We start from the raw sequence: 25,451 nt of genomic DNA, 5'->3' as shown, positions 1-25,451 counted from the left end.
TTTTTATAATATTTGATTGAAGAGGATGTATATATGGATGGCATAATAACGTTTATTACTATTACACTACTTATTATCATTGTACCTGGTCCAGACTTTTTGATTGTCATGAAAAACACAATCCATTCGGGCAAACTAAATGGTTCTATGGCAGCTTTAGGTATTACTTCTGCTCATATCATTTATTCATCGTTAGCTGTATTGGGGATTATATATATTCTTACAAGTTTATATTACGTATTTTTGATTATAAAAATACTAGGTGCCTGTTATCTGATTTATCTTGGCGTACAAAGTATTCGTTCAGCTCGTCAGTCGATGAACTTTAATACGGGTGGTATTAAAGTCAATGATGTGAGTTGTTTTACCTCATATCGACAAGGCTTTCTAAGCACAATTTTGAATCCTAAAGCGTTACTTTATTATGTGAGTGTTTTACCACAATTTTTGTCAACTGGCGGAATTGAAGTGAAATCACAAGTAGCCATTTTATCTTTAGCAGTCATTATGGTTATCTTAATTTGGTTTTTATTCTGTGTATTTGTATTTCAATATATTAAATTATTATTCAGTCAGCCTAAAGTAAAAGCTATATTTGATTATACTGTAGGTTTTATTTTAATTGGATTATCAATTAATTTATTATTAAGCAAGAGTAGTTAAATTTCAGTAAAGGATTGTAGTATATGAAATTATATTTAGTGAGACATGGAGAATCACAATCAAATTATGATAATAAACATAATCGAGCTTATTTCTGTGGTCAATTAGATGTGCCATTAACTAAGAAAGGTATTGAAGGCGCAAAAAATTTGGAAAGCTACTTCAAAGACAAACGTATTGATCATGTTTATATATCTGATTTAACACGAACACAGGAAACCTATCGTTATATCTTTCCTTATGACATACCTTCTACTGTCACTTCATTGCTTCGAGAACGTTCTTTAGGCGTATTTGAAGGTGAGTATAAAGATAAGTTAATGCAAGATGCGCAATATCATCGTTACTTTAACGATCCTGAATATAAAGATTTTCGTCATAGTTTCACTCAAAAAGCGCCTAAGGGTGAAAGTTATAGAGATGTATATCATAGAGTTCATCAATTCTTTGAACAAATGAATATGAGTGACGATGAAACAATTGTAATCGTAGCACATCAAGTAGTTATTCGTTGTATATTTGCATATTTCAATGTAATTGGTGAAGAAGAAGCATTAGATTACAATGTCGAAAATTGTAAACCATACTTTTTAGAAGTGTAAAATGTATAATAACAATTAATTAACACGCAAAAATCCAAACCGCATATTTTAACGGTTTGGATTTTTATGTGCCTAGAAAAGTACGTCAGTCACAACGTTTTATTTATCTAAAACGTCAGATTTAATATTTTTATCGTCTAAGAATTTTTGAATTTTATCTTGTTGTTTACCATTTACATCACCTGCATAATGTGTAGGCACATCGACAACGTTAATTGTATTTTGTGGTTCATAATTAAGCTGCTCAATGCTCTTATCTACGTCTGCGATTGTGCTATTTAAGGCATGGAAATAATTAATAATACGCTCAGTGTTTTCATTATACCCAGAAGGTAAGGTATTGTTTTTAACGAATTTTTTGAAATGTAAATCATTTTTAACAGCTAAGTTTGATAATTTGCTGAGCTTTTTAGCTTGTTTATCAGTGACTCTTGTTTGTCCTGTACTTTGTCGGTCAATTTGACTTTGCATCACGTATTTATTATCTAAAATATCGCTATTAACATCTAAATATTTTTTAATGGCTTTATTCATTTCATCTTCGCTAAGTTTTTGGTTCTCTTTATTTGAAGTGAAAATATCACTTTCTGTTAAATTTTTAGCGTGTTTTGGTGCATTGACGCCATTACTATGATGGTCTGTTGTATCATTATCATCCTCAGGTGCACAAGCACTTAATGTTAGTAATAATGATAAAAAGAGACCTATTAATATATTCTTCTTCATAGGTTTATAAATCTCCTTTATTAGTAACGCAACTATAATTTTACATAATAATAGATTATCATTTATCGAAAAATAATTGAACGTTAAGTACTTAAATTCATAGTCATCTATGAACAATTTGTGGCATTTATCGATTTATATATTTTGTTTTTAATTTAAAATAAAACATCTAGCAAAACAAGATCCTTATCTTTAGAATCAATAAGACAACCATCACATAAAAAAACAGAGACGCTTGTAAGAAACGTCTCTGCTATATATGAAGATATTTGATAGGTTAAGTGTTTAATATGGATAAATGTGAAGTAAATAAACTTCTAAAATATCCTAAAAAGATTATTAGTTTCTAATGATATAATCAAATGCATTTAATGCCGCATTGGCACCTGCACCCATAGAAATAATAATTTGTTTATTTTTCTGATCGGTAACGTCACCAGCAGCAAATATACCTGGAACGTTTGTGTTGTTATTACGGTCAATAACAACTTCGCCACGGTTATTTAGTTCAACTGCATCACCAATCCAACTTGTGTTTGGAACTAGTCCGATTTGAACGAAGATACCATCTAAACTTAATTCTTTCATTTCGCCAGAATTTAAATCTTCATAGCTGATACCAGTTACATGATCTTCACCTAATACTTCAGCAGTTCTTGCATTAGTGTGGATATCTACGTTTGATAGTGAACGTAAACGATCTTGTAATACAGTGTCTGCTTTAAGTTCTGATGAATATTCAAATAAAGTAACATGTTTAACAATTCCTGCTAAGTCGATAGCAGCTTCAACACCAGAGTTTCCTCCGCCGATAACTGCAACGTCTTTGTTTTCAAATAAAGGACCATCACAGTGAGGGCAGAAAGCAACACCTTTATTGATTAAGCGATCTTCACCAGGAATGTTAAGTTTACGCCAGCTTGCACCTGTTGAAATAATAGCGGTCTTAGTTTCTAAAACTGCATTATTTTCAAGTGTTACACGAATAGCTTGGTCTGTCTTCTCGATATTAGTAGCACGGATGCCTGTCATTGTATCAATATCATATTCTTCAATATGAGCAGCTAAATTAGCTGAGAATTGAGAACCTGTTGTTTCTTTTACAGTGATAAAGTTTTCGATGCCAGCAGTATCATTAACTTGACCACCAATACGGTCAGCAATAATACCTGTACGTAATCCTTTACGAGCCGTATAAATTGCGGCACTACCACTAGCTGGACCACCACCGATGATTAAAACATCGTATGGATCTTTACCTTCGAATTCAGAAGCATCTTGGGTACTACCTAATTTAGTTAAGATATCTGAAATAGTCATACGTCCATTGCCGAATTCTTCACCATCTAAGAATACAGCTGGCACAGCCATGATATCTTCTGATTCTTCACGGAATACAGAACCATCAATCATTGTATGAGTGATATTAGGGTTAACAACGCTCATTAGATTTAATGCTTGAACAACGTCAGGACATTTTTGACATGTCAAACTAACGTAGGTTTCAAAGTTGTATTTACCTTCTAAACCTTTAATTTGATCAATAATTGATTGTTTCTCTTTAGGTGCACGACCACTTACTTGTAAAATTGCTAATACAAGTGAATTAAATTCATGACCTAATGGAATTCCGGCAAACGTTACGCCAGCTTCTTCATCAGGTTTGCTGACTGAGAAGCTTGGTGTACGTTTTAATTCTTTTTCTACGATTGTTATATGCTCAGACATTTCAGCGATTTCATCTAAAAGTTCTTTAAGTTCTTTAGATTTGTCGTCAGAACCGATACTAGTTCTGAATTCTACATCGCCTTCCATTAGTCCTAAAAGTTGTTGTAATTGTTGTTTTAAATCAGCATTAAGCATTCTTTAATGCCTCCTTAAATTTTACCTACTAAGTCTAATCCTGGTTGTAATGATTCAGAACCTTCTTCCCATTTAGCCGGGCATACTTCACCTGGATGTTGACGTACATATTGAGCGGCTTTGATTTTATTTACTAATGTGCTTGCGTCACGGCCAATACCATCTGCATTTATTTCAGCTGCTTGAACAACGCCGTCTGGATCAATGATGAAAGTACCACGTTGAGCTAGACCAGCTTCTTCATCTAATACATCAAAATTACGAGTGATTGTTTGAGAAGGGTCACCGATCATTTGATATTGGATTTTACTGATTGCATCTGAATGATCATGCCAAGCTTTGTGTACGAAATGAGTATCAGTTGATACTGAGAATACATTTACACCTAAGTCTTGTAACTTATCATATTGGTTTTGTAAATCTTCTAATTCAGTTGGGCATACGAATGAGAAGTCAGCTGGGTAGAAACATACTACGCTCCAAGAACCTTTTAAATCATCTTGGCTTACTTCTTTGAATTCGTCTTTTTTAGGATCATAAGCTTGCGCTATGAATGGTAGAATTTCTTTATTGATTAATGACATAACTTAAATTCCTCCTGATTATCATGAATATTAATTAGAACTACATAATAATTATTGCTTGTTTATAATAATTCTAATTTCTTAAGTATTATTATCACATGCTATTTCTTATTCGTCAACTTAATGCACTTATAACCATTAAAATGTTGATTTAACATTGTTCAAATAGGTTTTTTGAATCATATATTGAGAAAGTAAATATGTGTTAAAGTTTTAGTGTTTATTTTGAAAATGTTATTTTAAAAGTGCTTCTGAATATCAATTAACCTTTTCCATTCTCAACTAAACTTATTTTTTTGATAATAAATAATATGAATAATTAAAAAAACGGAATAGAAATCAACATTAATTATGAAGATTTCATATCCCGTTCAATAATGGCTAATGTATGGGTTGGTTCTTTATAACTTAAATAGTCAGTTAATCAATAACTTTAACTGTGACAGATCCTACTCTATCATAGTCAGCAGTATAAGTACCTTCTTCTAAATTTAAAGGAGAAATGAAGGTTCCAGAAGAAATAAATTGTCCTCTTTTTAATGATTTACCATGAGAATGTAATTTTTTGTTTAACCATTTTACTGATTCAATTGGATTGCCAAGCACTTCACTAGAGTGACCCGTTTCAATTTGGTTATCATCCTTGAATAACTTTAAATTAATATCAGCAAATGCCTCGTAATCAAGAGGTGTGATACGTTCACCAACCACAATAAGTCCAGTAGCTGTATTATCAGAAATTAAATCACCTAAAGTGAAATTTGGGAACCAATCTTTATAACGTGCATCTGGAATTTCGATGCCTGGTGCGATTTTTACGCTTTCTAATATCGTTTGTGTATCAGCATCTTCAGGTAAATCTGCAGTTAATTCGAAAATAATTTCAGGCTCCAATAATGGTGCAAATAACGTTGTAAGAGACACACCATGACCGTTTTCTACGACTTGATGAGATAAAATAGTACCGTATGCTGGTTCATTAGTATTAGCAATTGCTTGAGTTGCAGCACTCGTCATACTAACTTTATAACCTTTGACAGGTACATTCTTCTCGGCTTGAATTTGATGGATAAGATCATCTTGTGTTTTATAAGCTTCTGGTTCAGTTAGATTGTATGTTTTGCTTACAAATTCGATAGGTTCTTTTGAAATGTATGCTTGAAATAAAGCGTTTGATACTTCTTTGTTTGCTTGACTCATGATATCTCTCCTTAAATATCTGAAAATTGTTACTATTATGATAACTATAAAATTATTATCATGCAAATGTTTTACGGAAGATAGTTAAACCTTTATAAAAGCAAAATGAAATATAAATTGTTACGATGTAATAAATAGACTTGAAGGAGTAGATATCATGTCAGACTATGTTTACGATTTGATGAAAAAACACCACTCAGTGAGACAATTTAAAGATAAAGCACTAAGTGATGAAACAGTTCAAAAGTTAGTAGAAGCAGGGCAGAGCGCATCAACGTCTAGTTACTTACAAACATATTCAATTATAGGTGTAGATGATCCTGAAATTAAAAAACAATTGAAAGAAGTTTCAGGACAGCCATATGTTGTCGATAATGGATATTTATTTGTATTTGTTTTAGATTACTATCGTCATAATTTAATAAATGAAAATGTAGACTTTGATATGCAAACTTCTTTTGAATCGGCAGAAGGATTATTAGTAGGGGCTATTGATGTGGCATTAGTTTCTGAAAATGTTGCTTTAGCTGCTGAGGATATGGGTTATGGTATTGTTTACTTAGGTTCACTACGAAATGATGTTGCGCGTGTTAAAGAAATTTTAGATTTACCTGAATATGCTTTTCCATTATTTGGAATGGCTGTTGGCGAGCCAGCAGATGATGAAAATGGTGCACCTAAGCCACGTTTACCGTTTGAACATGTATTCCATAAAAACGTTTACAATAGCAATGCTAAAGAACAAAGAGAAGCTATTCAGAAATATGATGAGGAAATCAGTGAGTATTATAAAGAACGTACGAATGGAAAACGTCAAGAAACATGGTCACAACAAGTTGCTGGGTTCTTAAGTGGTAAAACACGTTTAGATATGTTGGAAGAGCTAAATAAATCTGGATTAATGAAAAAATAAGCTATTTATAAATAAAGCGTAGCTAATGATTACAATTGTTCGAAATAAACATTGTAATGTTTTAGCTACGCTTTTTTTAAATATTAATTTGTTGATAAATCTCCATATTCATTTGAATTGAATTTATCTTTATCCATATTACCTGTAAGTTTTGCAGTTCCAGTACCTGCTAATATTGAATCATTAACATTAAGGGCAGTACGTCCCATATCAATAATTGGTTCTATTGAAATAAGTACCCCTGCAAGTGCAACTGGTAGATTTAAAGTTGATAATACTAGGATAGATGCGAAAGTTGCACCACCGCCGACACCAGCTACACCAAATGAACTGATTATAACAACGCCAATTAATGTAAGAACAAATGGTAAATCAATATCTACATTTGCAACTGGTGCTACCATAATGGCTAACATAGCAGGATAAATACCCGCACAACCATTTTGACCTATTGATAAGCCGAATGATGCTGAGAAATTAGCGATACCATCTGGTACACCTAATCGTTGTGTTTGAGTTTGAATGTTTAAAGGTAATGCACCAGCACTTGAGCGAGAAGTAAATGCAAATATAAGCACTTCTAAAGTTTTCTTAACGTAACGCACTGGATTGATTCCCATTACTGCTAATAATATTAAATGGATAATGTACATTGTGATTAATGCTGCATAAGATGCAATCATAAATTTACCTAATGTCCATATCGCTTGAAAATCACTCGTAGCGATTGTAGATGCCATAATCGCGATGATACCATATGGTGTTAGTCTTAAAACGAATGTAACGATAGACATTACTAATGCGTATATAGCATCGATACCGCGTTTTAACAAACTACCACTTTCTGGTTGTTTGCGAGCAACACGTAAATATGCAAATCCTACAAAGATTGCAAAAATAACCACTGCAATTGTAGAAGTTGTTCTCTGACCAGTGAAATCTAAGAACGGATTGCTAGGTAATAATTCAAGAATTTGCTGTGGTAACGTATTAGCAGTCAGATCTTTGGCTTGGCTACTAATTTCGCTTCCTCTTGAGTTTTCTGCACTACCTAAATCAATGCTTGAGGCATCAAGTCCAAAGACAATGGCATAAAAAATTCCTACTATAGCGGCTATAGCTACAGTACCAATTAAAAACATAAAAATATAAGTACCAATTTTAGCGAATTTATCACCAATTTGTATTTTACTGAATGCTGACACAATTGAAATGAATATTAGTGGCATTACAATCATTTGTAACAAAGCCACATAGCCGTCTCCCACAATACTAAACCAGTCAGTAGTTGTTTCAAGTACTTTGGAGTTTGCTCCATAAATAAGATGTAACGCTATACCAAACACAATTCCCAATCCTAATGCGGTAAATACTCTTTTAGGGAATGAGACGTGCTTTTTAGCCATTATGAATAACCCAATTAAAAACAATATCATAACGACAATATTAATAACTGTAAAAAAAGTCCCCATAATTAGTCTCCTTTGAATATTCTAATTCCGACATACTTAATAAGGATAATACTATTTATTTTATATTTCAATAGGTTGAAATAAAAAGTATAAATTATAAGTTTTTGAAAACACACAATAGTTAATTGAATTAAAATAATTTAAAGATTTAAATCGTTAATCATATTAATATAGAAATGAAAAAAGGTGAGACAATGAATTCAAAATGAATTCTGTCTCACCTTTGTATAAAGAGTTAGTATTGCGACAAATAGGTCCTGTTATCAATCATTAAATAATTGAAGTCTTTATAAATTAAATAATCTCGCAAAGAAACCTTTCTTCTCATCATTAGGTCTATTAAGAGAAGATTGCGTTTTAATATCTTCTTTTAAAGTATCGATAGATTGTTGATTATTATCATTAATTTCTTTAACTAAATTATTTTTAGTGTATTCAGATTGCTCTTTTTGAGCTGTTTGGATGGCTTCTTGTGAATTTTGAATAGCTAATAATGATTGATTGTGAGTATCTAATTTTTCAGTGATTTGATTTTGAAGTTCTTTTAATTCCGTTTGTTGTTGGTGAACTTGGCTGATCATTTGACCGAGCATTTGACGTTCTTCACGCATTTTTTGAATTTCTGTGCGCAATTCTTCTACCAATTGTGTAGCACCTTGATCAGCAGGTAGTTGTTCATTATCTTCTTTGACAATCACTTGTAAGAAGTCTTTTTCTTTTTCAAGCTCTTCAAAAGCTAAATCATAGCTATTCGTTTGTTTTACTTTTTCAGCGATATCTTGGAAAAGTTCGATATCTTCTTCTTTAAAGTCAGTAGCTTCACGGCCACGATATTCTGTCTTACTAAGTTGATAGCCACGTTCTTCTAAGTGTTGGACTATCTTACGGACTTGTTTTTCACTTAGTTCGACACGCTGAGCGAATTCTTTGGTTAACATAGCTGAAAGTCCTTTCGTTCTTTGATTTATGTACACTGACGTTTGTCTTCTGTCAGTGAAACGTCAGTCTAACCTCAAATATTAGTTTAACCCTTTATATCGCTCATTTCAAGTCTTCCTAATGGGGTAGGCGTAAATTCATTTTGACTAATAAAGGATAAATAATATCTCGAGAAATGCCGTTAGCAAACACATATTTTAAAATGTAATTTGATTTAACACTTGCTGGGTAGATATCTTTTGTTAATTCTATATTTGATTTAATGAATAAGTCTACTTTAAAAGGCGAGTCGATTTTTGAATAGTTAGGATGTATATAATCAATTTCACTTTGTCGTTCAAAGCCGTTTGATAATAGTAATTGTTGACGTTGAGTTAAAACTTGTTGATTGATGTCTTTTAATGGATGATCCGTCTTAGGAACTTCCACCATTACAAAATTAATATCACGAGAATGAACTTTATTAGAAAGTTGATTTAATTGATGTTCTATTTCTTGAAGGGTATTAATTAGGACATCTTCATAATCTGGTGTATCATTGGCGATTAAATGTATTAAAAATGCCGAATTTGTTGTTGCTTCATAATGTGCCGTTGCTAAACTAATAATCTCATCATCTTGTATGCCCACAAGAAATGCGTAATCATTTTCGGTCTTATTATTTTTTAAGGATCTTTCAATAATATAGCTATCTTCATAGAAATTCACATCTGATTGTTGATTATAAAAAGTGATTGCCTTGTCATAATATTCATCTTTTATGGATTGAATTACGTGAAAATTCATTATGTCACCCCCACGATAGTTTGTTTAAGTATAGCATATTTAAACATTTTGACGTCATTGTTAAAAAGATATTGAGATTGAAAAAAACCGTAAAATGAACTTAAAACTACGTTCATTTCACGGTCTCAAAGTTTAAAAAGAATATTGACTATGATTTAGGACCTTTAGATTCATTTGCATAATGTGTAATATCAATTTCTTCATAAGCTGAGTTGTTTTCCTCAACTTCGTCGTGTGAAGAGTTATCTTTGTTGGCAATTACTAAAAATTTACCATCTAAAATATCTTTTTTGTATTTTTCTGTTTGCTCTTCAGATAATTCATAACGAGCTAAAACGGCTTCTTCGCCATCCTCACCAGTTAATAATTTAGACATACGGTCACTAAAAGAACCACTTGTAGCAATTAAAGTAACTTGAGAATCATGTAAATTATCTAAATGTAATTTACTTTTACTTACAACGACTAATTCATTTTCTGAGTATCCTTCAGCTTTTTTCTTATCAATAACGTTATAAATCTCATCTTGCTTGTCTAATACGGTAAAGTCTGCCATATTAATCGCCCTCCATCTTTTCGTCCTACTTTTAGTAAAAATATACCCTTAAGAATATTTATAAAACTCAACTATAGTTATTATATAATTAATTAAGAACTGTTTACAAATAGTGATGAACAATATTTAGTTAAACGCTTACACTTGAAAAATATTATTATGAAAGGGCTTGTAACAATTTCTATCATATTGAAAATAAAGCAAAAGTTTGCTATTATCGTTAAATAATTTATATCACTCATATAATCTAAAGAATATGGCTTTAGAAGTTTCTACCATGTTGCCACAAACGACATGACTATGAGTTCAGACTCAATACATAAAAGAGCAAGTTTTATTTAAATAGCTATCTAGAATACTATATAAAAGTTGTTTAGCTTTGGAGGTTGTATATTTACCCACTTCATCCTATGAGGTAAAACAAATTTAAAATTATAAAGTGTTTGAAGAAGAATACATTTAAATATACGGCTTCTTGAAATTTCAAAATACTATGTATTGCCTGTACGCTCATGGATCCTGAAACTTTTTCGCAAAGTTTGAGGCTTTTTTTGTATACAAATTTAGGAGGTTTTGACGTGGAATCGCTTAGACAGAAAGTCAAAGAAGATGGCGTAGTAATTGACGAAAAAATATTGAAAGTGGATGGTTTTTTAAATCATCAAATCGATGCAAAATTGATGCATGAAGTAGGTAAAACATTTTATGAGCAATTTAAAGATAAAGGTGTCACAAAGATCTTGACAATCGAGGCTTCAGGCATTGCTCCAGCTATTATGGCATCTTTACATTTTGATGTTCCTTGTTTATTTGCTAAAAAGGCTAAACCAAGTACGTTGAAAGATGGCTTTTATAGTACCGATATTCATTCTTTTACAAAGAATAAAACAAGTACGGTTATTGTTTCGGAAGAATTTCTAAATGAGAATGATACGGTTTTAATTATTGATGATTTCTTAGCCAATGGTGATGCTTCACTTGGGTTATATGATATTGCGCAACAAGCTAAAGCTAAAACGGTTGGTATTGGTATTGTTGTTGAAAAGAGTTTCCAAGATGGTAGACAAAGATTAGAAGAGGCAGGTTTAAACGTTTCTTCATTATGTAAAGTGGCTTCATTAAAAGGAAACCAAGTTACACTACTAGGTGAAAATGAATGAAGACGTTCATTTTAAGTTTACAACACTTATTAGCAATGTATGCCGGAGCGATATTAGTACCAATTATTGTTGGTACCAGTCTTAAATTTACTCCGGAACAAATTGCGTATTTAGTCACAGTGGATGTTTTTATGTGTGGTGTAGCAACATTTTTACAAGCTAACAAAGTGACGGGTACAGGATTACCCATTGTGCTAGGATGTACATTTACTGCGGTAGCACCTATGATTTTAATCGGTCAAACGAAGGGCTTGGATGTGCTATATGGTTCATTATTTGTATCAGGTATTTTGGTTGTCATTATTGCACCATTCTTCTCTTATTTAGTTAAATTCTTTCCACCTGTCGTAACTGGAAGTGTGGTTACAATTATAGGAATTAATTTAATGCCAGTAGCAATGAATTATTTAGCTGGTGGAGAAGGTGCTAAAGACTATGGAAATCCTAAAAATTTAATTTTAGGAGGCGCTACTTTAGTCATTATTCTTATTTTACAAAGATTTACGAAGGGTTTCTTAAAATCCATTGCGATTTTAATCGGACTAGTTGCAGGTACAATATTGGCAAATGTGCTTGGCTTAGTAGATGTTAAGCAAGTGGGAGAAGCCCATTGGTTAGGAATACCTCAACCATTTCGTTTTTCTGGTTTCGGTTTTGATTTAGGTGCGATACTTGTATTTACAATTGTAGCCATCGTAAGTTTAATAGAATCGACAGGTGTATATCATGCACTAAGTGAAATTACTGGTAAAAAGTTGGAAAGAAAAGATTTTCGTAAAGGTTACACTGCGGAAGGTCTTGCTATTGTATTAGGATCAATTTTTAACTCATTTCCTTATACGGCATACTCTCAAAATGTTGGACTAGTATCTTTATCAGGTGCTAAGAAAAACAATGTCATTTACGGCATGGTTATTCTACTTTTAATATGTGGTTGTATTCCTAAATTAGGTGCATTAGCTAATATCATCCCATTACCTGTATTAGGCGGTGCAATGATTGCAATGTTTGGTATGGTTATGGCTTATGGTGTTAGCATTTTAGGACATATTGATTTTAAAAATCAAAATAATTTACTAATTATTGCAGTATCCGTAGGTTTAGGTACAGGTATTAGTGCAGTGCCTCAAGCATTTAAAGCGTTAGGTGAGCAATTTGCTTGGCTAACTCAAAATGGCATTGTACTAGGTGCTATTTCAGCAATTATTCTTAATTTCTTTTTTAATGGTCTAAAGTATAAACAAAGCGAAGAAAATGTGAAATAATAGAAATAACTATATAAAAAATGGAGGCTGTATTATCAATGTGGGAAAATAAGTTTGCTAAAGAATCTTTAACGTTTGACGATGTTTTATTAATTCCAGCTGCATCAGATGTGTTACCTAATGATGCGGATCTTAGTGTTGAATTATCAGAACGAATTAAATTAAATATTCCAGTTATATCAGCTGGTATGGATACAGTAACCGAGTCTAAAATGGCAATCGCAATGGCACGTCAAGGTGGTCTAGGTGTCATTCATAAGAATATGGGCATCGAAGAGCAAGCTGAAGAAGTTCAAAAAGTTAAACGCTCAGAAAACGGTGTAATTACAAATCCATTCTACTTAACCCCAGACGAAAGTGTGTATGAAGCAGAAGCTTTAATGGGTAAATATCGTATTTCAGGTGTACCAATTGTTAGTGATAAAGAATCAAGAGAGCTAGTAGGTATTCTAACTAATCGTGATTTACGTTTTATTGAAGACTTTTCAATCAAAATTTCTGACGTTATGACTAAAGAAAACTTAATTACAGCTCCTGTAGGCACTACATTAGATGAAGCCGAAACAATTCTTCAAGAACACAAAATTGAAAAACTACCTTTAGTTGAAAATGGTCGTTTAGAAGGTTTAATTACAATTAAAGATATTGAAAAAGTGCTTGAATTCCCTCATGCAGCGAAAGATGCGCATGGACGTTTACTAGCTGCTGCAGCTATCGGTACATCTAAAGATACAGAAATTCGTGCTCAAAAATTAGTCGAAGCTGGCGTAGATGCATTAATTATCGATACAGCACATGGTCACTCTAGTGGTGTTATTCAAGAAGTTAAAAAAATGAAAGAAAAATATCCTGAGATTACAATCGTAGCTGGTAACGTAGCAACTGCTGAAGCTACACGTGCATTGTTTGAAGCTGGTGCTGACGTCGTTAAAGTTGGTATTGGACCAGGATCAATTTGTACAACACGTGTCGTAGCTGGTGTAGGTGTGCCTCAAATTACTGCGATTTATGATTGTGCTACTGAAGCTCGTAAATTTGGTAAAGCAATCATAGCGGATGGTGGTATTAAATTCTCTGGTGACATTATTAAAGCATTAGCTGCCGGTGGACATGCAGTAATGTTAGGAAGCTTATTAGCTGGTACTGAAGAAAGCCCAGGCGCAACTGAAGTATTCCAAGGCAGACAATATAAAGTTTATCGTGGTATGGGTTCTTTAGGCGCTATGGAAAAAGGGTCAAACGACCGTTACTTCCAAGAAAACAAAACGCCTAGAAAATTTGTCCCTGAAGGTATTGAAGGACGTACTGCATATAAAGGTCCTTTACAAGATACAATTTATCAACTTATGGGTGGCGTAAGAGCTGGTATGGGTTATACAGGTTCACCTGATTTAAAAACACTACGTGATGAAGCACAATTCACACGTATGGGCCCTGCTGGTTTAGCAGAAAGCCATCCACATAACGTACAAATTACAAAAGAATCACCAAACTATTCATTTTAATTTAAATCAAGTGTGATGAAGTCAATTTGTTAGAAAGAATGGGGAGCATTTTTCATTTTAAATGTGATTGTCATAGAGGTTGTTCACTTTTAAGAAGAATCTAAAAGCAATGCATTATGGGAAGTGTCTCTCTATTATTTACATAAAATTCAATTAAAAGGAGATTCACAATTATGGAAATGGCTCAAGAGCAAGAGTTGATTCTTGTCTTAGACTTTGGTAGTCAGTACAATCAATTGATTACGCGTCGTATTCGTGAAATGGGTGTATACAGTGAATTACATGATCACGAAATTTCGGTTGATGAAATTAAACGTATGAATCCTAAAGGTATTATTCTTTCAGGTGGTCCGAATTCAGTATATGAGGAAGGTTCATTCACTATCGACCCTGAAATTTATAATTTAGGCATTCCTGTACTAGGTATTTGTTATGGTATGCAGTTGACGACTAAACTTTTAGGCGGAAAAGTTGAGCGCGCTAATGAACGTGAGTATGGTAAAGCAATTATTAACGCAAAATCAGATGAGTTATTCTTTGGATTACCAGCTGAACAAACTGTATGGATGAGTCATTCTGATAAAGTAATTGAAATTCCAGACGGATTTGAAGTGATTGCAGATAGTCCAAGTACAAATTATGCGGCAATTGAAGATAAGAAACGTCGTATTTACGGTGTCCAATTCCATCCTGAAGTACGTCATACAGAATATGGTAATGATTTATTAAGAAACTTCGTACGCCGTGTGTGTGAATGCACAGGCGAATGGACAATGGAAAACTTTATCGATATAGAAGTTGAAAAAATCCGTAAACGCGTTGGAGATCGCAAAGTATTATGTGCGATGAGCGGGGGCGTAGACTCATCAGTTGTAGCTGTCTTATTACATAAAGCGATTGGCGATCAATTGACATGTATCTTTGTTGACCATGGTTTGCTTCGTAAAGGCGAAGGTGACATGGTTATGGAACAATTCGGTGAAGGTTTCGACATGAATATTATCCGTGTGAATGCACAGGAACGTTTCATGGATAAATTAAAAGGTGTATCTGATCCAGAACAAAAACGTAAAATTATTGGTAATGAATTTGTATATGTGTTTGATGATGAAGCGGCAAAATTAACTGACGTTGATTTCTTAGCACAAGGTACACTTTATACTGACGTCATCGAATCAGGTACTAAAACTGCACAAACTATCAAATCTCACCATAACGTAGGTGGATTACCTGAAGATATGGAATTTGAACTTATTGAGCCGATTAACACGTTATTTAAAGATGAAGTGCGTGCATTAGGTATAGAATTAGGCATTCCTGAACATTTAGTATGGAGACAGCCTTTCCCAGGTCCAGGTTTAGGAATCCGTGTATTAGGTGAAATTACTGAAGATAAATTAGAAATCGTACGAGAATCAGATGCGATTTTACGTGAAGTTGTGCGTGAGGAAGGTCTTGAAAGAGACATTTGGCAATACTTCACAGTACTTCCTGGCATTCAATCTGTAGGTGTTATGGGAGACTATCGTACGTATGATCATACTGTAGGTATTCGTGCAGTTACATCTATTGACGGTATGACAAGTGACTTCGCCCGCATTGATTGGGAAGTCCTACAAAAAATCTCAAGCCGTATCGTAAATGAAGTAGATCACGTTAACCGCGTAGTCTATGACATCACTTCTAAGCCACCAAGCACTATAGAGTGGGAATAGAATATATGAATTATAAAACCCTTTAACCACAATGGTTAGAGGGTTGTTTTTGTAATTCGTAAATTCGAAAAAGGGCATATAAAGGGCATGATGTGGAAGTTTTTGAATTTATGTATAAAAGAAGAGATAATCATCAGTGGTTTTAGGATTTTTTATACATAGTTTTTAACTCCTTATCTTCTCCAATTTATTCATCATATCTTTATCCATTTGCTCAGTAACATGACTATATATCTGTAATGTGGTTTTATGGTCTGTATGACCTACACGTTCCATAATCGCACGCAGTGAAACACCTAATTGCGATAGTAATGAGATATGGCTATGACGCATGGTGTGACTTGTCACATGCTTTTCTATTCCTATATTTTGAGCAGCTATTTGTATGTTCCTATTAATTGATGTAAGAGGTAAAGGGTTGCCTCTATGACTTGTGAATATAAAGCCCCTATCCACATACATAATTTCCCATTGAACAGCTTTCTTATTTTCTAACATAACCCTACGTAAAATGTCACAACTTCTAGTAGTTAAAGATATAGTACGATAAGATGACGCTGTTTTTGTGGTATCTTTGAAACCTACTTTGTTACCATCTTTGCGCCAGTGTATAGTGCCGTCAATAACAAGCTTCTTATTTTCAAAATCAATATTATCAGGTTGAATTGCTAGGAGTTCGCCAATACGCATACCATTTAATACTTGAAATTCAACTATGTAAGCAGTAAACAAGTATGACCTTTTCATATAGCTAGCACGCTTTTTATTAGCTATACGATTTAATTCTTCAATGATAGCCAGAACTTCAGCCATTTCTAAATAATTTTCACGTTTAGCTTTAACTTCTTCTCTTGTAGTCGCTTTTTTAGGCATTACAACATCGTCTATGTATGATATATCAGTGATGTGATATTTCTTTTGAGCGTAACGGAGTATATTTTTGATGATGCTTAAATCATCTTTAACTAATTTATGACTTAGTCCATCTTTTAACGAGGAGTTAATCAAATCTTGTATAACATCAGCATTCATATTTTCAACAAGAATATCTTTGTCTATGTTTCTTTTGATGTGAGCCACTTTATAGCTTTTAGTCGTAATGGTGGACTGTTTAGATCCAGATGTTAGCTTATAACGCTCAAACCACTCATCACATGCAGCATGAAAAGTTAACGTTTTTAGGTTAGTAGGTGTCTTGTCATTTAGCTTTGCCTCTATACGCTCATTTAAGCGTTTCTGAGCCTCTTTCTGTGATTGCTTACCATTCTTATTAAGCACAACGCTAGTACGTCGCCATTTATTTGTGAGTGGGTCTTTATACTTCTCATAATAGCGATATTTAGTTTCACCATGTTTATTAGTAAATTTCTCATGCCACATGTGATCACCTCCAAAAATTTTAAAAAGTACGTGAAGATACCCTAGTATTAAGTATTTGTTCTATAACATTGAGTTCTAATCGATTAGGAAGATGTTTATTTAAGTACTATACTCCATCTAATTCGTCAGAGATATTTCTAAGTATTTTTCCTACTTGATAAGTATTTATATCTTTCGGTAAAGAATGTTTAAAATAGTTATTGTTATTAGTTTCAACTTCATAAGTAATTTTATTTAGTTTTATTTTGCAATTTAAAATTCTCAAATATATTCTCCTTAACAAAATTTTTGTCTTCTATTTAAAGTTATATAGCATTATTAAGATGATTATTATACATATACCATACAATATACTCCAGATAGAATAAGTTTTTGTAGTGATGCTACCATCTGTTTTTATAAACATATAAACGTTATATAAGAACAATATTAAGCATATGCACCATAAAATCATAAGACAGCTTATAACGATAATCACTTTTTATGCCTCCCGTATATTTAGAGCCATTAAGATGATGCTAATTAAAATGGTCCAATTCATAAACGCTTAATGGTTCAAGTATAGTTATTCAAATACTGTAATGCTATATTACACTCCTAAATAGTTTGAAGATATATAATTTATAAGATATCCCATCAAACATAGCACCCCGATGCTTAATATAAGCACCGATATAGTCCTACAATTATTCTTATAATATAAACCCTCGTTTTGTGCTAAAAAGAAACTCAGTACATATAATATGATGCTGATCAAAAATAAAATTATGATAAATATTAACATAACAACCTCCTTTTAAATGATTACAGTTGATAAGAAATTACTTTTAGAACTATATATCTAATTGTTTAGCAATTTCTTCTAATGTGTATCTAATTTCTTTTAAAGTATGATTTTCTGAAAATGTATAAGTAAAAGTTTTCCCTTTATTTGTTTTTGCAGTAACAGTATATAAATCACTATCATATTCATAACTTATTTTATAGTTTAAAATTTTCATGATATAACCCCTTTTTTATTTAAAGATTTTTATACAGATATTTAACTCCCAAAATTTATTACCTTTTATATTCATTTTTTCTATGGTGTATTAGACATTGTACGATAGAACCACCACCTTGATTATTGTTATTTACAGTTCTCCTTTTTTAGCGAACTCAATTTTTTTATTTAAGTGTCTAGGAATTTTATTATTAAAAATTTTTATTAAGTCTTCATTAACTTTTTCGTTGTCTTTAAAGAAAGGATCATATTCTAATATTTCAGACATATACAAGGAATCTTCTTTTAATTTTTCTAGTTGTTCTATAGTGAGAGTGTTACTTAAATCGTTGTTGATATATTTTTCAGTGAAATATCTTAATAAAATTGATTTAATTTGATCCATTTTATCCACATAAATTTCTTGTTCAAAAGTATAATTTTCTAATGAAAATACTTCTATAAAAAAGTGTTCTAATAAAATATCATTAAAAGTCACATATTCATTATTAAGAATTTTACTAACTATATTTAAATCAGAATGATTTTTTAAAATCTCTTTGTTTTTCTTTTTAAGTTCTTGAATAGCGATTTTTCCTTTTTCAATAATAGAATTCAGTTTTTTTGGCAATTCTATTTCAACTTTTTCGAGAAATTGACTATATGTTAAGGGTACATAATTCTCTTCATTTATAGAACTTTCAATCATTCTTCTATTCTCTTTAGTTTGTATATCATTCATCATCATAGTAACAATTAATGATTTTTGATAAGTACCTTCTTCTTTAGGAATATTAAGTTTATCGTAATCAATATTTATATTTTTAACAATATAATTGTACATAGAACCATATAATAATTCGTCTAAACTTATATTACCTAATTCTGATATTTTTTTTAATCTTTTCTTATTTGGAAGTTGTTTTCCATTTTCCCAATTCGAAACTACTCCCGATTTTACAGGACTTTCTTTATCAATTTTTTCACCAAATTGATCCATAGTAAGTCCTAAGTGGCTACGAATTTTTCTTATCCTTTTACCGACTTCTACTTTATCCAAGTTATCACCTCAATAGTAATTATATAATATAAAGTTATGTTTTACTATGTTTTTTATTGACATTACAGAAATGCTATGTTTTACTATGTTTATCGGAGGTGATGAATATATGAATAAAATAGTAGGTTATAGAAAAATGCTAGGTATGACACAAGAAAAAATGGCAGAAAAATTTAATATTTCAGTACAAGCCTATCGAATGAAAGAAAAACAAAAGATTAATTTTAATCGAAAAGAGATGATTATTTTTAGAGATTTATTAAGAAAAGAATTATTTCCTAGAATTACTATTGATGAAATATTTTTTTAATCTCTTACTATGTTTTACTATGAAAAGGAGGCTAGATTATGCCATATACTAAATTACAAGATTTACCAACTAAAGAAAATGTAGTGACAGAACCCAAACAAGTAGTAGTTAAGCCAATCATGGCAAAGCCTAATGCAATAGCAAAAATGTTTGGTATATCTTATAGCACTGTGAACCGTATTCTTAAAGAATACGATAAAGATAACAAAGGTGTAGAAGGTTTATATTATAGTCTTTCATCTACTATGACAGTTATCTCTATTGATGGCTTTAAAGAATATTTAAGCAAACGTCATAAAGGTTGGCTTTAATTGGAGGTGTAAAACATGATGAAATTTACATTTAATATATTGGTTCTTTCAATAATCTCATTCATAAGTGGTTGGTTACTAGGTGTACATGTAGCGTTTGCTATTTATCTACTAGGCAGCACGATTGCACTATTAAATTATGAAAACTTGGAGGTTAAATAAGATGCAAATTAAACAAAAATATCAATTATCAAAAGTGGTTCAAGTATTAGAAAAAGTATTATATGAAAAAGATAAGGACATATTCTTATCAGCGAAAGATAGTTTTCATTTTATTACAGATTATCACTATAACGATACAGCGTTTTACGAACATATTTTGAAACTCGTTCATAAAGAGTTGTTTAACATTCTTGCTGAGGTAGATTTTGAAGATGAGGCGTTTTCTATTCTCGATGAAGTAACAATGACATTAAGTGATGTTATGAATGAAGATAAAGAAATTTACTACTATTCCGTTACAGATAACACGGGTGAACATGAACATACAACAGATAGAGAAGGAAATGTGATTGGCATTTTAGAATGGGCGTTGGATTATATTGTTGGAAATATTGAAGTGGAGTGATTCAATGGCTGCTAAATTAGATGTGAATAAAAAAATATCATGCATGCTATCAACTGGATTATTAAAAATGAAGAAGAAATTATATTTGAAAGTCAAAGTCAGTTAAGTTTCTTCAGTCGTGAAGATTTGGAAAAAATAGACTACTGTAAGCGTACTTTAGAAAGTTTAATTGAAGCTAAAGAAATCTATAATAAACAAAAAATTAGTTAAGGAGTTAAGCAATAATGGAGTGGGAATTAAGAAATTTATTTGATGATTTAGAAGTAGTACAAGAGAAAATTAATGATGTCGTAACATCTTTTGTATGGTTTGATGATGAGTATTTCACACATGAACCTAATCATATGCTAACTAAAAAAGAAATATATACGCATGGCTGGAAATATCACGAGCACCGTATCAAAAACACACAGGTTATTGATTTAATGCTTATGTATATGAAAGATTTTGACGACATTATGAAAAAAATCCGTGAAATAGAAAAAGCGTCATCAGCGAAGTTTGGCGACAGAACTGATAACGCATAATATACAAAATTTATAAAACACAAGAGCAATAAGAAAATACTCCATTTGTATTATAACATCTTTGCTCTTGTTTTAATACATTGGAGGTATAAAATTGAGCGTAATTCAATTAGAAAATGATACTCAAGTGAGTGTGGTTTGGTATGGAAATGAAAAATCAACTTCATTCAAAAACATCTCTCGACCTAACTGGAGTGAATTAATTAGTCGTTTATCCATTCCACAAAACAATGGGAATAAGTACGCTAGAGGTACAGCAGTATATGGTGATGTTGCTGATGGTGTAGATGATAAAGGTAATGAGTATCAAAAGTATAGAAATGATGAAAATGTACTTTATAGAGATGTACTTGCACTTGATTATGATGATGAAAAAGATTTAAACATGCTAAATAAGTCTATTAAAAGCGAATTAGAAGGCTTTGCGTGGTTTTGGCATACAACATTTAATCATACAAATGAAAGTCCTAGAATACGCTTGTATGTGCCACTGAGTGAGCGTATAAGTGCTAATGAATATCGTGCATATGTGAGAACACTAGCACAAAAAATTGCGTGCAAAATTGATGAAGGAAGTTATCAACCGTCTAGGGCTATGGCGTTACCAGTCAGAAAAAGTAGTGATAGTCCGTTTGAATTTCAATATAATGACGCTGCAATTTTAGATAAATCAACACTTAAAAAATGGGCTAAATTATTTGATATTTCTACTCAAGAAAATTCTACTCGAAATTTTAAAAGACGTGATCCAAGCCATTGGGAAGAAAAAGCCTTTGGCGTTAGTGAAGGTGGGCGTAATTCTTCACTAGCAAGCATTTTAGGACACTTATTTAATCGTAGAGTAAATGAACACATTATCTATTCTTTTGCCCAGATGTGGGGGCAATCATGCACGCCACCAATGAATGAACGTGAAATTAATACTACTTTTTATTCTATTATGAAAAAACATTACAACAATTAGAGAGGAGTTTTCTATGAAATTTACTAATGATGAAATTTTGAATGAAATCAATGAAAATTTAAACCGAAAATCTTACACACATGATTTTATTCCAGATGGTTATAAAGTGAAAACTAATAGTTATGGTGCAGCACTTTACCAAATTATCCCAAGTAAAAAAGATGGTGAACCAGATAGAGAAAAGTTCATCACTACTACTATTCCAGAAATCAATACTAGATATGAAAATATTGAAAATGGTGAAGTTAGTTATAATATGCACTTTATAGACGATAGAACACCAGTGAATTTAAGTGTTACTGCCGAAGAAATTACTGACAATAGACAACTCCTCAAACTAGCAAATAGAAAACTAGATGTAACTTCAAACACTTCATCAAAATTAGTTGATTATATTAATCAGTCCAAGAGATATAGTCCACCTATCAATATAAAGGTAGCAACTCGATTAGGCCATGTAAAAGATTACTTTATTTATCCATATAAAGACGAAATGGAACACAAAAATATAAAGTTTTTCAATAATGATAAAGGCTTTCAAAAGTTAGTCAATTCGTTTCAAAGTAAAGGTACAATTAAAGATTATTCAGAAAAAGTATTTGTAAAAATTAAAGAGTTGCCTATGGTGATGGTGATGTTATACGCCTCACTAGGTTCGGTATTACTTTATGAATTTGATATTATGCCATTCATTGTTGAACTTGCTGGAAGTACTTCAACAGGTAAAACATTCACTTTAAATTTAGTAGCTAGTGTGTGGGGTACTACCGACCTCACAACTACATGGAGTTCTACTAGAAATAGCATTGAGGCTATGGCTGCATTTTTGAACTCTTTTCCAATGTTTAAAGATGATACACGTAATATATCACCTAATTTTATTGCTAATGCAGTCTACAACTATTCAAGTGGTGAAAGTAAAAGTCGAAGTAATAAGAATTTAACTATTGATGAAAAGAAAGAATGGAAAAATATCATGCTTTCTACTGGTGAGGCCTCAATTACGAATATGGCAGAAGATAAAGCGGGGGTATCGGCTCGTGTCGTTACTTTAGAAGAACAACCTTATCCAGATAATTTTGATTTCATCTCATTAGATCATAAATTTAGAGAGAATTACGGAACGCTAGGAATTGAATTTTTTAAACAATATCAATCAAAAAAAGATGAGTATAAAGAAAGTTTTGAAAGTTACTTAAGATACTTTAATGAAAAAGGTATCAATGAAGTAATGCAACGTATTGGGAAGTGCTTTGCCTTATTACAGCTTACTGGTGAAATTCTTAATGATATAGATGGCTTTGAACATGATTACTATAAAATCATTAATCAAGCATATGAAAATATGTTGAAGAATAATAAAACGATAGATAAGCCTAAACAAATGCTTGAGGATATGCTGCAATATTTAGACGCTCATCGAAATAATATAACTGGCGATGGATATAGTCACGTAAAAAATGGGGAGATTAAAGCAGTATATAAACGTGGTTACCTATGTATTTTAGGCGATACAGTCAAAGATATATTAGGTCATGAAATGTACACCATAACAAAAGAATGGGATAAAAAAGGTTATTTAGTTAAAAATGAAAAAGACCGTCTACAAATGAAGATTAGTAATTCAAATATTAAACATAGAGGTTTTGCTATAAAAAATGAAATAGTTAAAGAACTAGGGTTCGACTTTTCAAGTTCAAACTATCCTTATTCAGATTATTAATAAGTTCCCAATAGTTCCCGTTAGTACCCATTCAAAAGATACAAACGGGAACTCAATAAATACTATATTATCAGGCTTTAAGTCTAATAGTTCCCGAAGTTCCCACTTATATATAAATAGTATATGTGATTAAAAAATAACTAGAGTAATTAATTATAAAATACAAAACAATAAAAAATAATTAACGGGGACAACGGGAACTAATTTTGCTCAAGCCATATATATCAAAGGTTTAGACAGTTCCCGATAAAAAATTGATGTGGGAACTTAACGAGGAATAATTCCCAATTATTAAATATGGAGGTCAAGTATGCCTACAATTACAGAAATAGGACACCAACAATTTAAGATGTTTATAAATAATAATAAATTTCAGCAGCATGTGAAGAAGGAACAAGAAAACATGGCTAAAGGTTTGATTATTAGTCTTTTGACTAATTCCACTAAAACTCACAAAATCTTTATTCAAGAAGTAATTTTGTTAAACAAGAAATATTATCTCTATTGTATTGGTGGGGATATATCATTGATTACTAAAGATTTCAAAGCACTCATAAAGTTTAATATTAGAAAGCCTAATCCGTTACTTAAACAATATTTTAACAGTGATTGGATCATTGAAATAGATAATTTAAATTCGCTTAAAAAAGGACATGGCAAAATGCTATTAAAAGATATATTGGCAATTTCTACAAAACTAAATCTTGAGTCTTGTTTGTGGACTGAAAGCGAAAAAAATACTGAATATTTTAGAAAATATAAATTTGAAAGTATCGGCAAAGTGGGAAAAGATAACGAAAATTTGATGATTAGAAGAAAGGAACGTGTATAGTATGAACGTTGAAATTATAGCAAATGAATTTGAAACTAGAGCAGCAACATTATTAAGATATTTTACTGGACTATGTGAAAGTAGTTATAAAGTACCTTTTGCATTTAAGATATATAACGATCCGTTTAATGTTGTGTATCTGATGAGCAAAGGGAAGATGTATGCTCATGTATTGATAAAAGATTGTGAAGTGAGAAAAACTTTTGAGATTGCGTCAGAAAAGCATACTGAGAAACTTATAGAGAGCATTGAGGGGCATTATGCTGGTTACGAAATGCCAGATGGCACACATGACACTATAAGCGATATGATGGCTAGTTTCATGTTTGATAATGATTATTTTATGTATGGACTTGAGACGTTCGCAGAAAGTAATAATAGTGACATGTTCGACTACATGAGTAGAGATTTCAATATAGATGAACTTGAGGGCGTTCAAACTAGTAATGCAGATGTTATAGGTAATATGGAAATGTTGTATCAGTTAGCTACTGGAATTAATAAACCTGCACCAGAATTAGTTGAGGGCTTGAAAATTATTACTGAGTTTATCCAGAACGAGAAGGCGAATGAAGATGATAGTAAGGCATTGATTAAGCGACTGAATGAATTGAAACAGTCTTATTACAATGGAGTGAAAGCGTAAATTTATAGGTCATGCACTTTAATAGGTGCATGGCTTTTTTAATGCTAAATAATGCCAATTTTTCAAGGGGATAAAATTGATTTTAATATATCTGAAATAATTAGCAGAGTCCAAATTTGGACTTTGCAAAAATACAAAGGTTATACAAAGGTAACTAAGAAAAATTGATAAGGTTTAATAAGGTTAGAAGAAAAAATAA

Annotated in this window: 27 protein-coding genes, 1 pseudogene and 1 riboswitch; of the genes and pseudogenes, 17 read left to right on the top strand and 11 right to left on the bottom strand. The window is 31.8% G+C overall.

The features are described from left to right. Positions 1-33 precede the first annotated feature (33 nt). A complete protein-coding gene (locus tag EQ029_RS11765; RefSeq protein ID WP_011276842.1) occupies positions 34-663 on the top strand; it encodes a LysE family translocator in 630 nt (209 codons plus the stop codon). 23 nt (positions 664-686) lie between these two features. Continuing rightward, entirely contained in the window at positions 687-1,265 is a 579-nt protein-coding gene (locus EQ029_RS11760; protein ID WP_016931186.1) for a histidine phosphatase family protein, read from the top strand. Positions 1,266-1,364: 99 nt separating this feature from the next. Here the strand turns inward: EQ029_RS11760 and EQ029_RS11755 are convergent, their stop codons facing one another. From EQ029_RS11755 to EQ029_RS11740, 4 genes are all read right to left on the bottom strand, one after another. Then, on the bottom strand, positions 1,365-1,991 hold the full coding sequence (locus tag EQ029_RS11755) for an NDxxF motif lipoprotein (RefSeq protein WP_011276840.1): 627 nt from the start codon (positions 1,989-1,991) through the stop codon (positions 1,365-1,367). Between the two features lie 339 nt (positions 1,992-2,330). Further along, positions 2,331-3,854 (bottom strand): alkyl hydroperoxide reductase subunit F, encoded by a 1,524-nt coding sequence (ahpF, locus tag EQ029_RS11750; RefSeq protein WP_011276839.1) that lies wholly within the window; start codon positions 3,852-3,854, stop codon positions 2,331-2,333. 14 nt (positions 3,855-3,868) lie between these two features. Continuing rightward, the gene (ahpC, locus tag EQ029_RS11745; protein ID WP_011276838.1) at positions 3,869-4,438 is read right to left on the bottom strand and encodes an alkyl hydroperoxide reductase subunit C; all 570 of its coding nucleotides are present in this window, start codon (positions 4,436-4,438) and stop codon (positions 3,869-3,871) included. 420 nt (positions 4,439-4,858) lie between these two features. Further along, a complete protein-coding gene (locus EQ029_RS11740) occupies positions 4,859-5,638 on the bottom strand; it encodes a 2-keto-4-pentenoate hydratase (protein WP_016931189.1) in 780 nt (259 codons plus the stop codon). A 157-nt stretch (positions 5,639-5,795) separates the two neighbouring features. On the opposite strand from EQ029_RS11740, the gene nfsA reads away from it, so the two are divergent. Next, a complete protein-coding gene (gene nfsA, locus EQ029_RS11735) occupies positions 5,796-6,551 on the top strand; it encodes an oxygen-insensitive NADPH nitroreductase (RefSeq protein ID WP_011276836.1) in 756 nt (251 codons plus the stop codon). 83 nt (positions 6,552-6,634) lie between these two features. Here nfsA and EQ029_RS11730 read toward each other — a convergent pair whose 3' ends face one another. The 4 genes and pseudogenes from EQ029_RS11730 to EQ029_RS11715 form a co-directional block, all read right to left on the bottom strand. Continuing rightward, positions 6,635-8,023: an L-cystine transporter gene (locus EQ029_RS11730; protein ID WP_011276835.1), complete on the bottom strand. Its 1,389-nt coding sequence runs from the start codon at positions 8,021-8,023 to the stop codon at positions 6,635-6,637. A gap of 439 nt (positions 8,024-8,462) precedes the next feature. Then, positions 8,463-8,961: pseudogene (locus EQ029_RS11725) on the bottom strand (DNA-binding protein); the annotation flags it as partial. Positions 8,962-9,079: 118 nt separating this feature from the next. Beyond that, on the bottom strand, positions 9,080-9,748 hold the full coding sequence (locus EQ029_RS11720) for a hypothetical protein (RefSeq protein ID WP_011276833.1): 669 nt from the start codon (positions 9,746-9,748) through the stop codon (positions 9,080-9,082). Between the two features lie 148 nt (positions 9,749-9,896). After that, positions 9,897-10,304: a general stress protein gene (locus EQ029_RS11715; RefSeq protein ID WP_011276832.1), complete on the bottom strand. Its 408-nt coding sequence runs from the start codon at positions 10,302-10,304 to the stop codon at positions 9,897-9,899. Positions 10,305-10,522: 218 nt separating this feature from the next. Continuing rightward, positions 10,523-10,625, top strand: a riboswitch (purine riboswitch). Positions 10,626-10,882: 257 nt separating this feature from the next. On the opposite strand from EQ029_RS11715, the gene xpt reads away from it, so the two are divergent. The 4 genes from xpt (at position 10,883) to guaA (ending at position 15,949) form a co-directional block, all read left to right on the top strand. Then, on the top strand, positions 10,883-11,464 hold the full coding sequence (gene xpt, locus EQ029_RS11710; protein ID WP_011276831.1) for a xanthine phosphoribosyltransferase: 582 nt from the start codon (positions 10,883-10,885) through the stop codon (positions 11,462-11,464). Next, positions 11,461-12,729 (top strand): xanthine permease PbuX, encoded by a 1,269-nt coding sequence (pbuX, locus tag EQ029_RS11705; protein WP_016931192.1) that lies wholly within the window; start codon positions 11,461-11,463, stop codon positions 12,727-12,729. Before xpt ends, pbuX begins: the two co-directional genes overlap by 4 nt. Positions 12,730-12,767: 38 nt before the next feature. Beyond that, positions 12,768-14,234, top strand: coding sequence for an IMP dehydrogenase (gene guaB, locus EQ029_RS11700; protein WP_057504754.1), 1,467 nt, complete (start codon positions 12,768-12,770; stop codon positions 14,232-14,234). Positions 14,235-14,407: 173 nt separating this feature from the next. After that, positions 14,408-15,949, top strand: a complete 1,542-nt coding sequence (guaA, locus tag EQ029_RS11695; RefSeq protein ID WP_011276828.1) for a glutamine-hydrolyzing GMP synthase — start codon at positions 14,408-14,410, stop codon at positions 15,947-15,949. A gap of 165 nt (positions 15,950-16,114) precedes the next feature. Here guaA and EQ029_RS11690 read toward each other — a convergent pair whose 3' ends face one another. The 3 genes from EQ029_RS11690 to EQ029_RS11680 all read right to left on the bottom strand — a co-directional run bounded on the left by EQ029_RS11690 (position 16,115) and on the right by EQ029_RS11680 (position 19,371). Further along, positions 16,115-17,329 carry a tyrosine-type recombinase/integrase gene (locus tag EQ029_RS11690; RefSeq protein WP_057504755.1) on the bottom strand — a complete coding sequence of 405 codons (1,215 nt, stop codon included), beginning with the start codon at positions 17,327-17,329 and terminating at the stop codon, positions 16,115-16,117. An 833-nt stretch (positions 17,330-18,162) separates the two neighbouring features. Continuing rightward, positions 18,163-18,330 (bottom strand): hypothetical protein, encoded by a 168-nt coding sequence (locus EQ029_RS12625; RefSeq protein ID WP_011276824.1) that lies wholly within the window; start codon positions 18,328-18,330, stop codon positions 18,163-18,165. A gap of 132 nt (positions 18,331-18,462) precedes the next feature. Next, positions 18,463-19,371, bottom strand: a complete 909-nt coding sequence (locus tag EQ029_RS11680; protein WP_211347406.1) for a helix-turn-helix domain-containing protein — start codon at positions 19,369-19,371, stop codon at positions 18,463-18,465. A 109-nt stretch (positions 19,372-19,480) separates the two neighbouring features. Here EQ029_RS11680 and EQ029_RS11675 point away from each other — a divergent pair, with 109 nt between their 5' ends. The 10 genes from EQ029_RS11675 to EQ029_RS11640 all read left to right on the top strand — a co-directional run bounded on the left by EQ029_RS11675 (position 19,481) and on the right by EQ029_RS11640 (position 25,252). Continuing rightward, entirely contained in the window at positions 19,481-19,681 is a 201-nt protein-coding gene (locus tag EQ029_RS11675) for a helix-turn-helix transcriptional regulator (protein WP_037551758.1), read from the top strand. Between the two features lie 38 nt (positions 19,682-19,719). After that, on the top strand, positions 19,720-19,992 hold the full coding sequence (locus tag EQ029_RS11670) for a helix-turn-helix domain-containing protein (RefSeq protein WP_057504756.1): 273 nt from the start codon (positions 19,720-19,722) through the stop codon (positions 19,990-19,992). 15 nt (positions 19,993-20,007) lie between these two features. Next, positions 20,008-20,154, top strand: a complete 147-nt coding sequence (locus EQ029_RS12620) for a hypothetical protein (RefSeq protein WP_170177297.1) — start codon at positions 20,008-20,010, stop codon at positions 20,152-20,154. Between the two features lies 1 nt (position 20,155). Further along, entirely contained in the window at positions 20,156-20,560 is a 405-nt protein-coding gene (locus EQ029_RS11665) for a hypothetical protein (RefSeq protein ID WP_057504757.1), read from the top strand. Between the two features lie 39 nt (positions 20,561-20,599). Continuing rightward, positions 20,600-20,770, top strand: a complete 171-nt coding sequence (locus EQ029_RS12615; protein ID WP_170177296.1) for a hypothetical protein — start codon at positions 20,600-20,602, stop codon at positions 20,768-20,770. Positions 20,771-20,784: 14 nt separating this feature from the next. Further along, positions 20,785-21,087, top strand: a complete 303-nt coding sequence (gene tscT, locus EQ029_RS11660) for a type II toxin-antitoxin system toxin TscT (RefSeq protein ID WP_053035641.1) — start codon at positions 20,785-20,787, stop codon at positions 21,085-21,087. 94 nt (positions 21,088-21,181) lie between these two features. Next, a complete protein-coding gene (locus EQ029_RS11655) occupies positions 21,182-22,051 on the top strand; it encodes a primase alpha helix C-terminal domain-containing protein (protein WP_057504758.1) in 870 nt (289 codons plus the stop codon). Positions 22,052-22,064: 13 nt separating this feature from the next. Beyond that, positions 22,065-23,774, top strand: a complete 1,710-nt coding sequence (locus EQ029_RS11650) for a DUF927 domain-containing protein (protein WP_057504759.1) — start codon at positions 22,065-22,067, stop codon at positions 23,772-23,774. Positions 23,775-24,084: 310 nt separating this feature from the next. After that, positions 24,085-24,606, top strand: coding sequence for a hypothetical protein (locus tag EQ029_RS11645; RefSeq protein ID WP_057504760.1), 522 nt, complete (start codon positions 24,085-24,087; stop codon positions 24,604-24,606). Position 24,607: 1 nt separating this feature from the next. Further along, the gene (locus EQ029_RS11640; RefSeq protein WP_037558972.1) at positions 24,608-25,252 is read left to right on the top strand and encodes a pathogenicity island protein; all 645 of its coding nucleotides are present in this window, start codon (positions 24,608-24,610) and stop codon (positions 25,250-25,252) included. The last annotated feature ends 199 nt before the right edge of the window (positions 25,253-25,451 follow it).

This window comes from Staphylococcus haemolyticus (assembly GCF_006094395.1).
GTDB classification, from domain to species: domain Bacteria; phylum Bacillota; class Bacilli; order Staphylococcales; family Staphylococcaceae; genus Staphylococcus; species Staphylococcus haemolyticus.
Note: the sequence above shows the minus strand (reverse complement) of the source record. Positions and strands in the feature narration are given on the sequence as shown.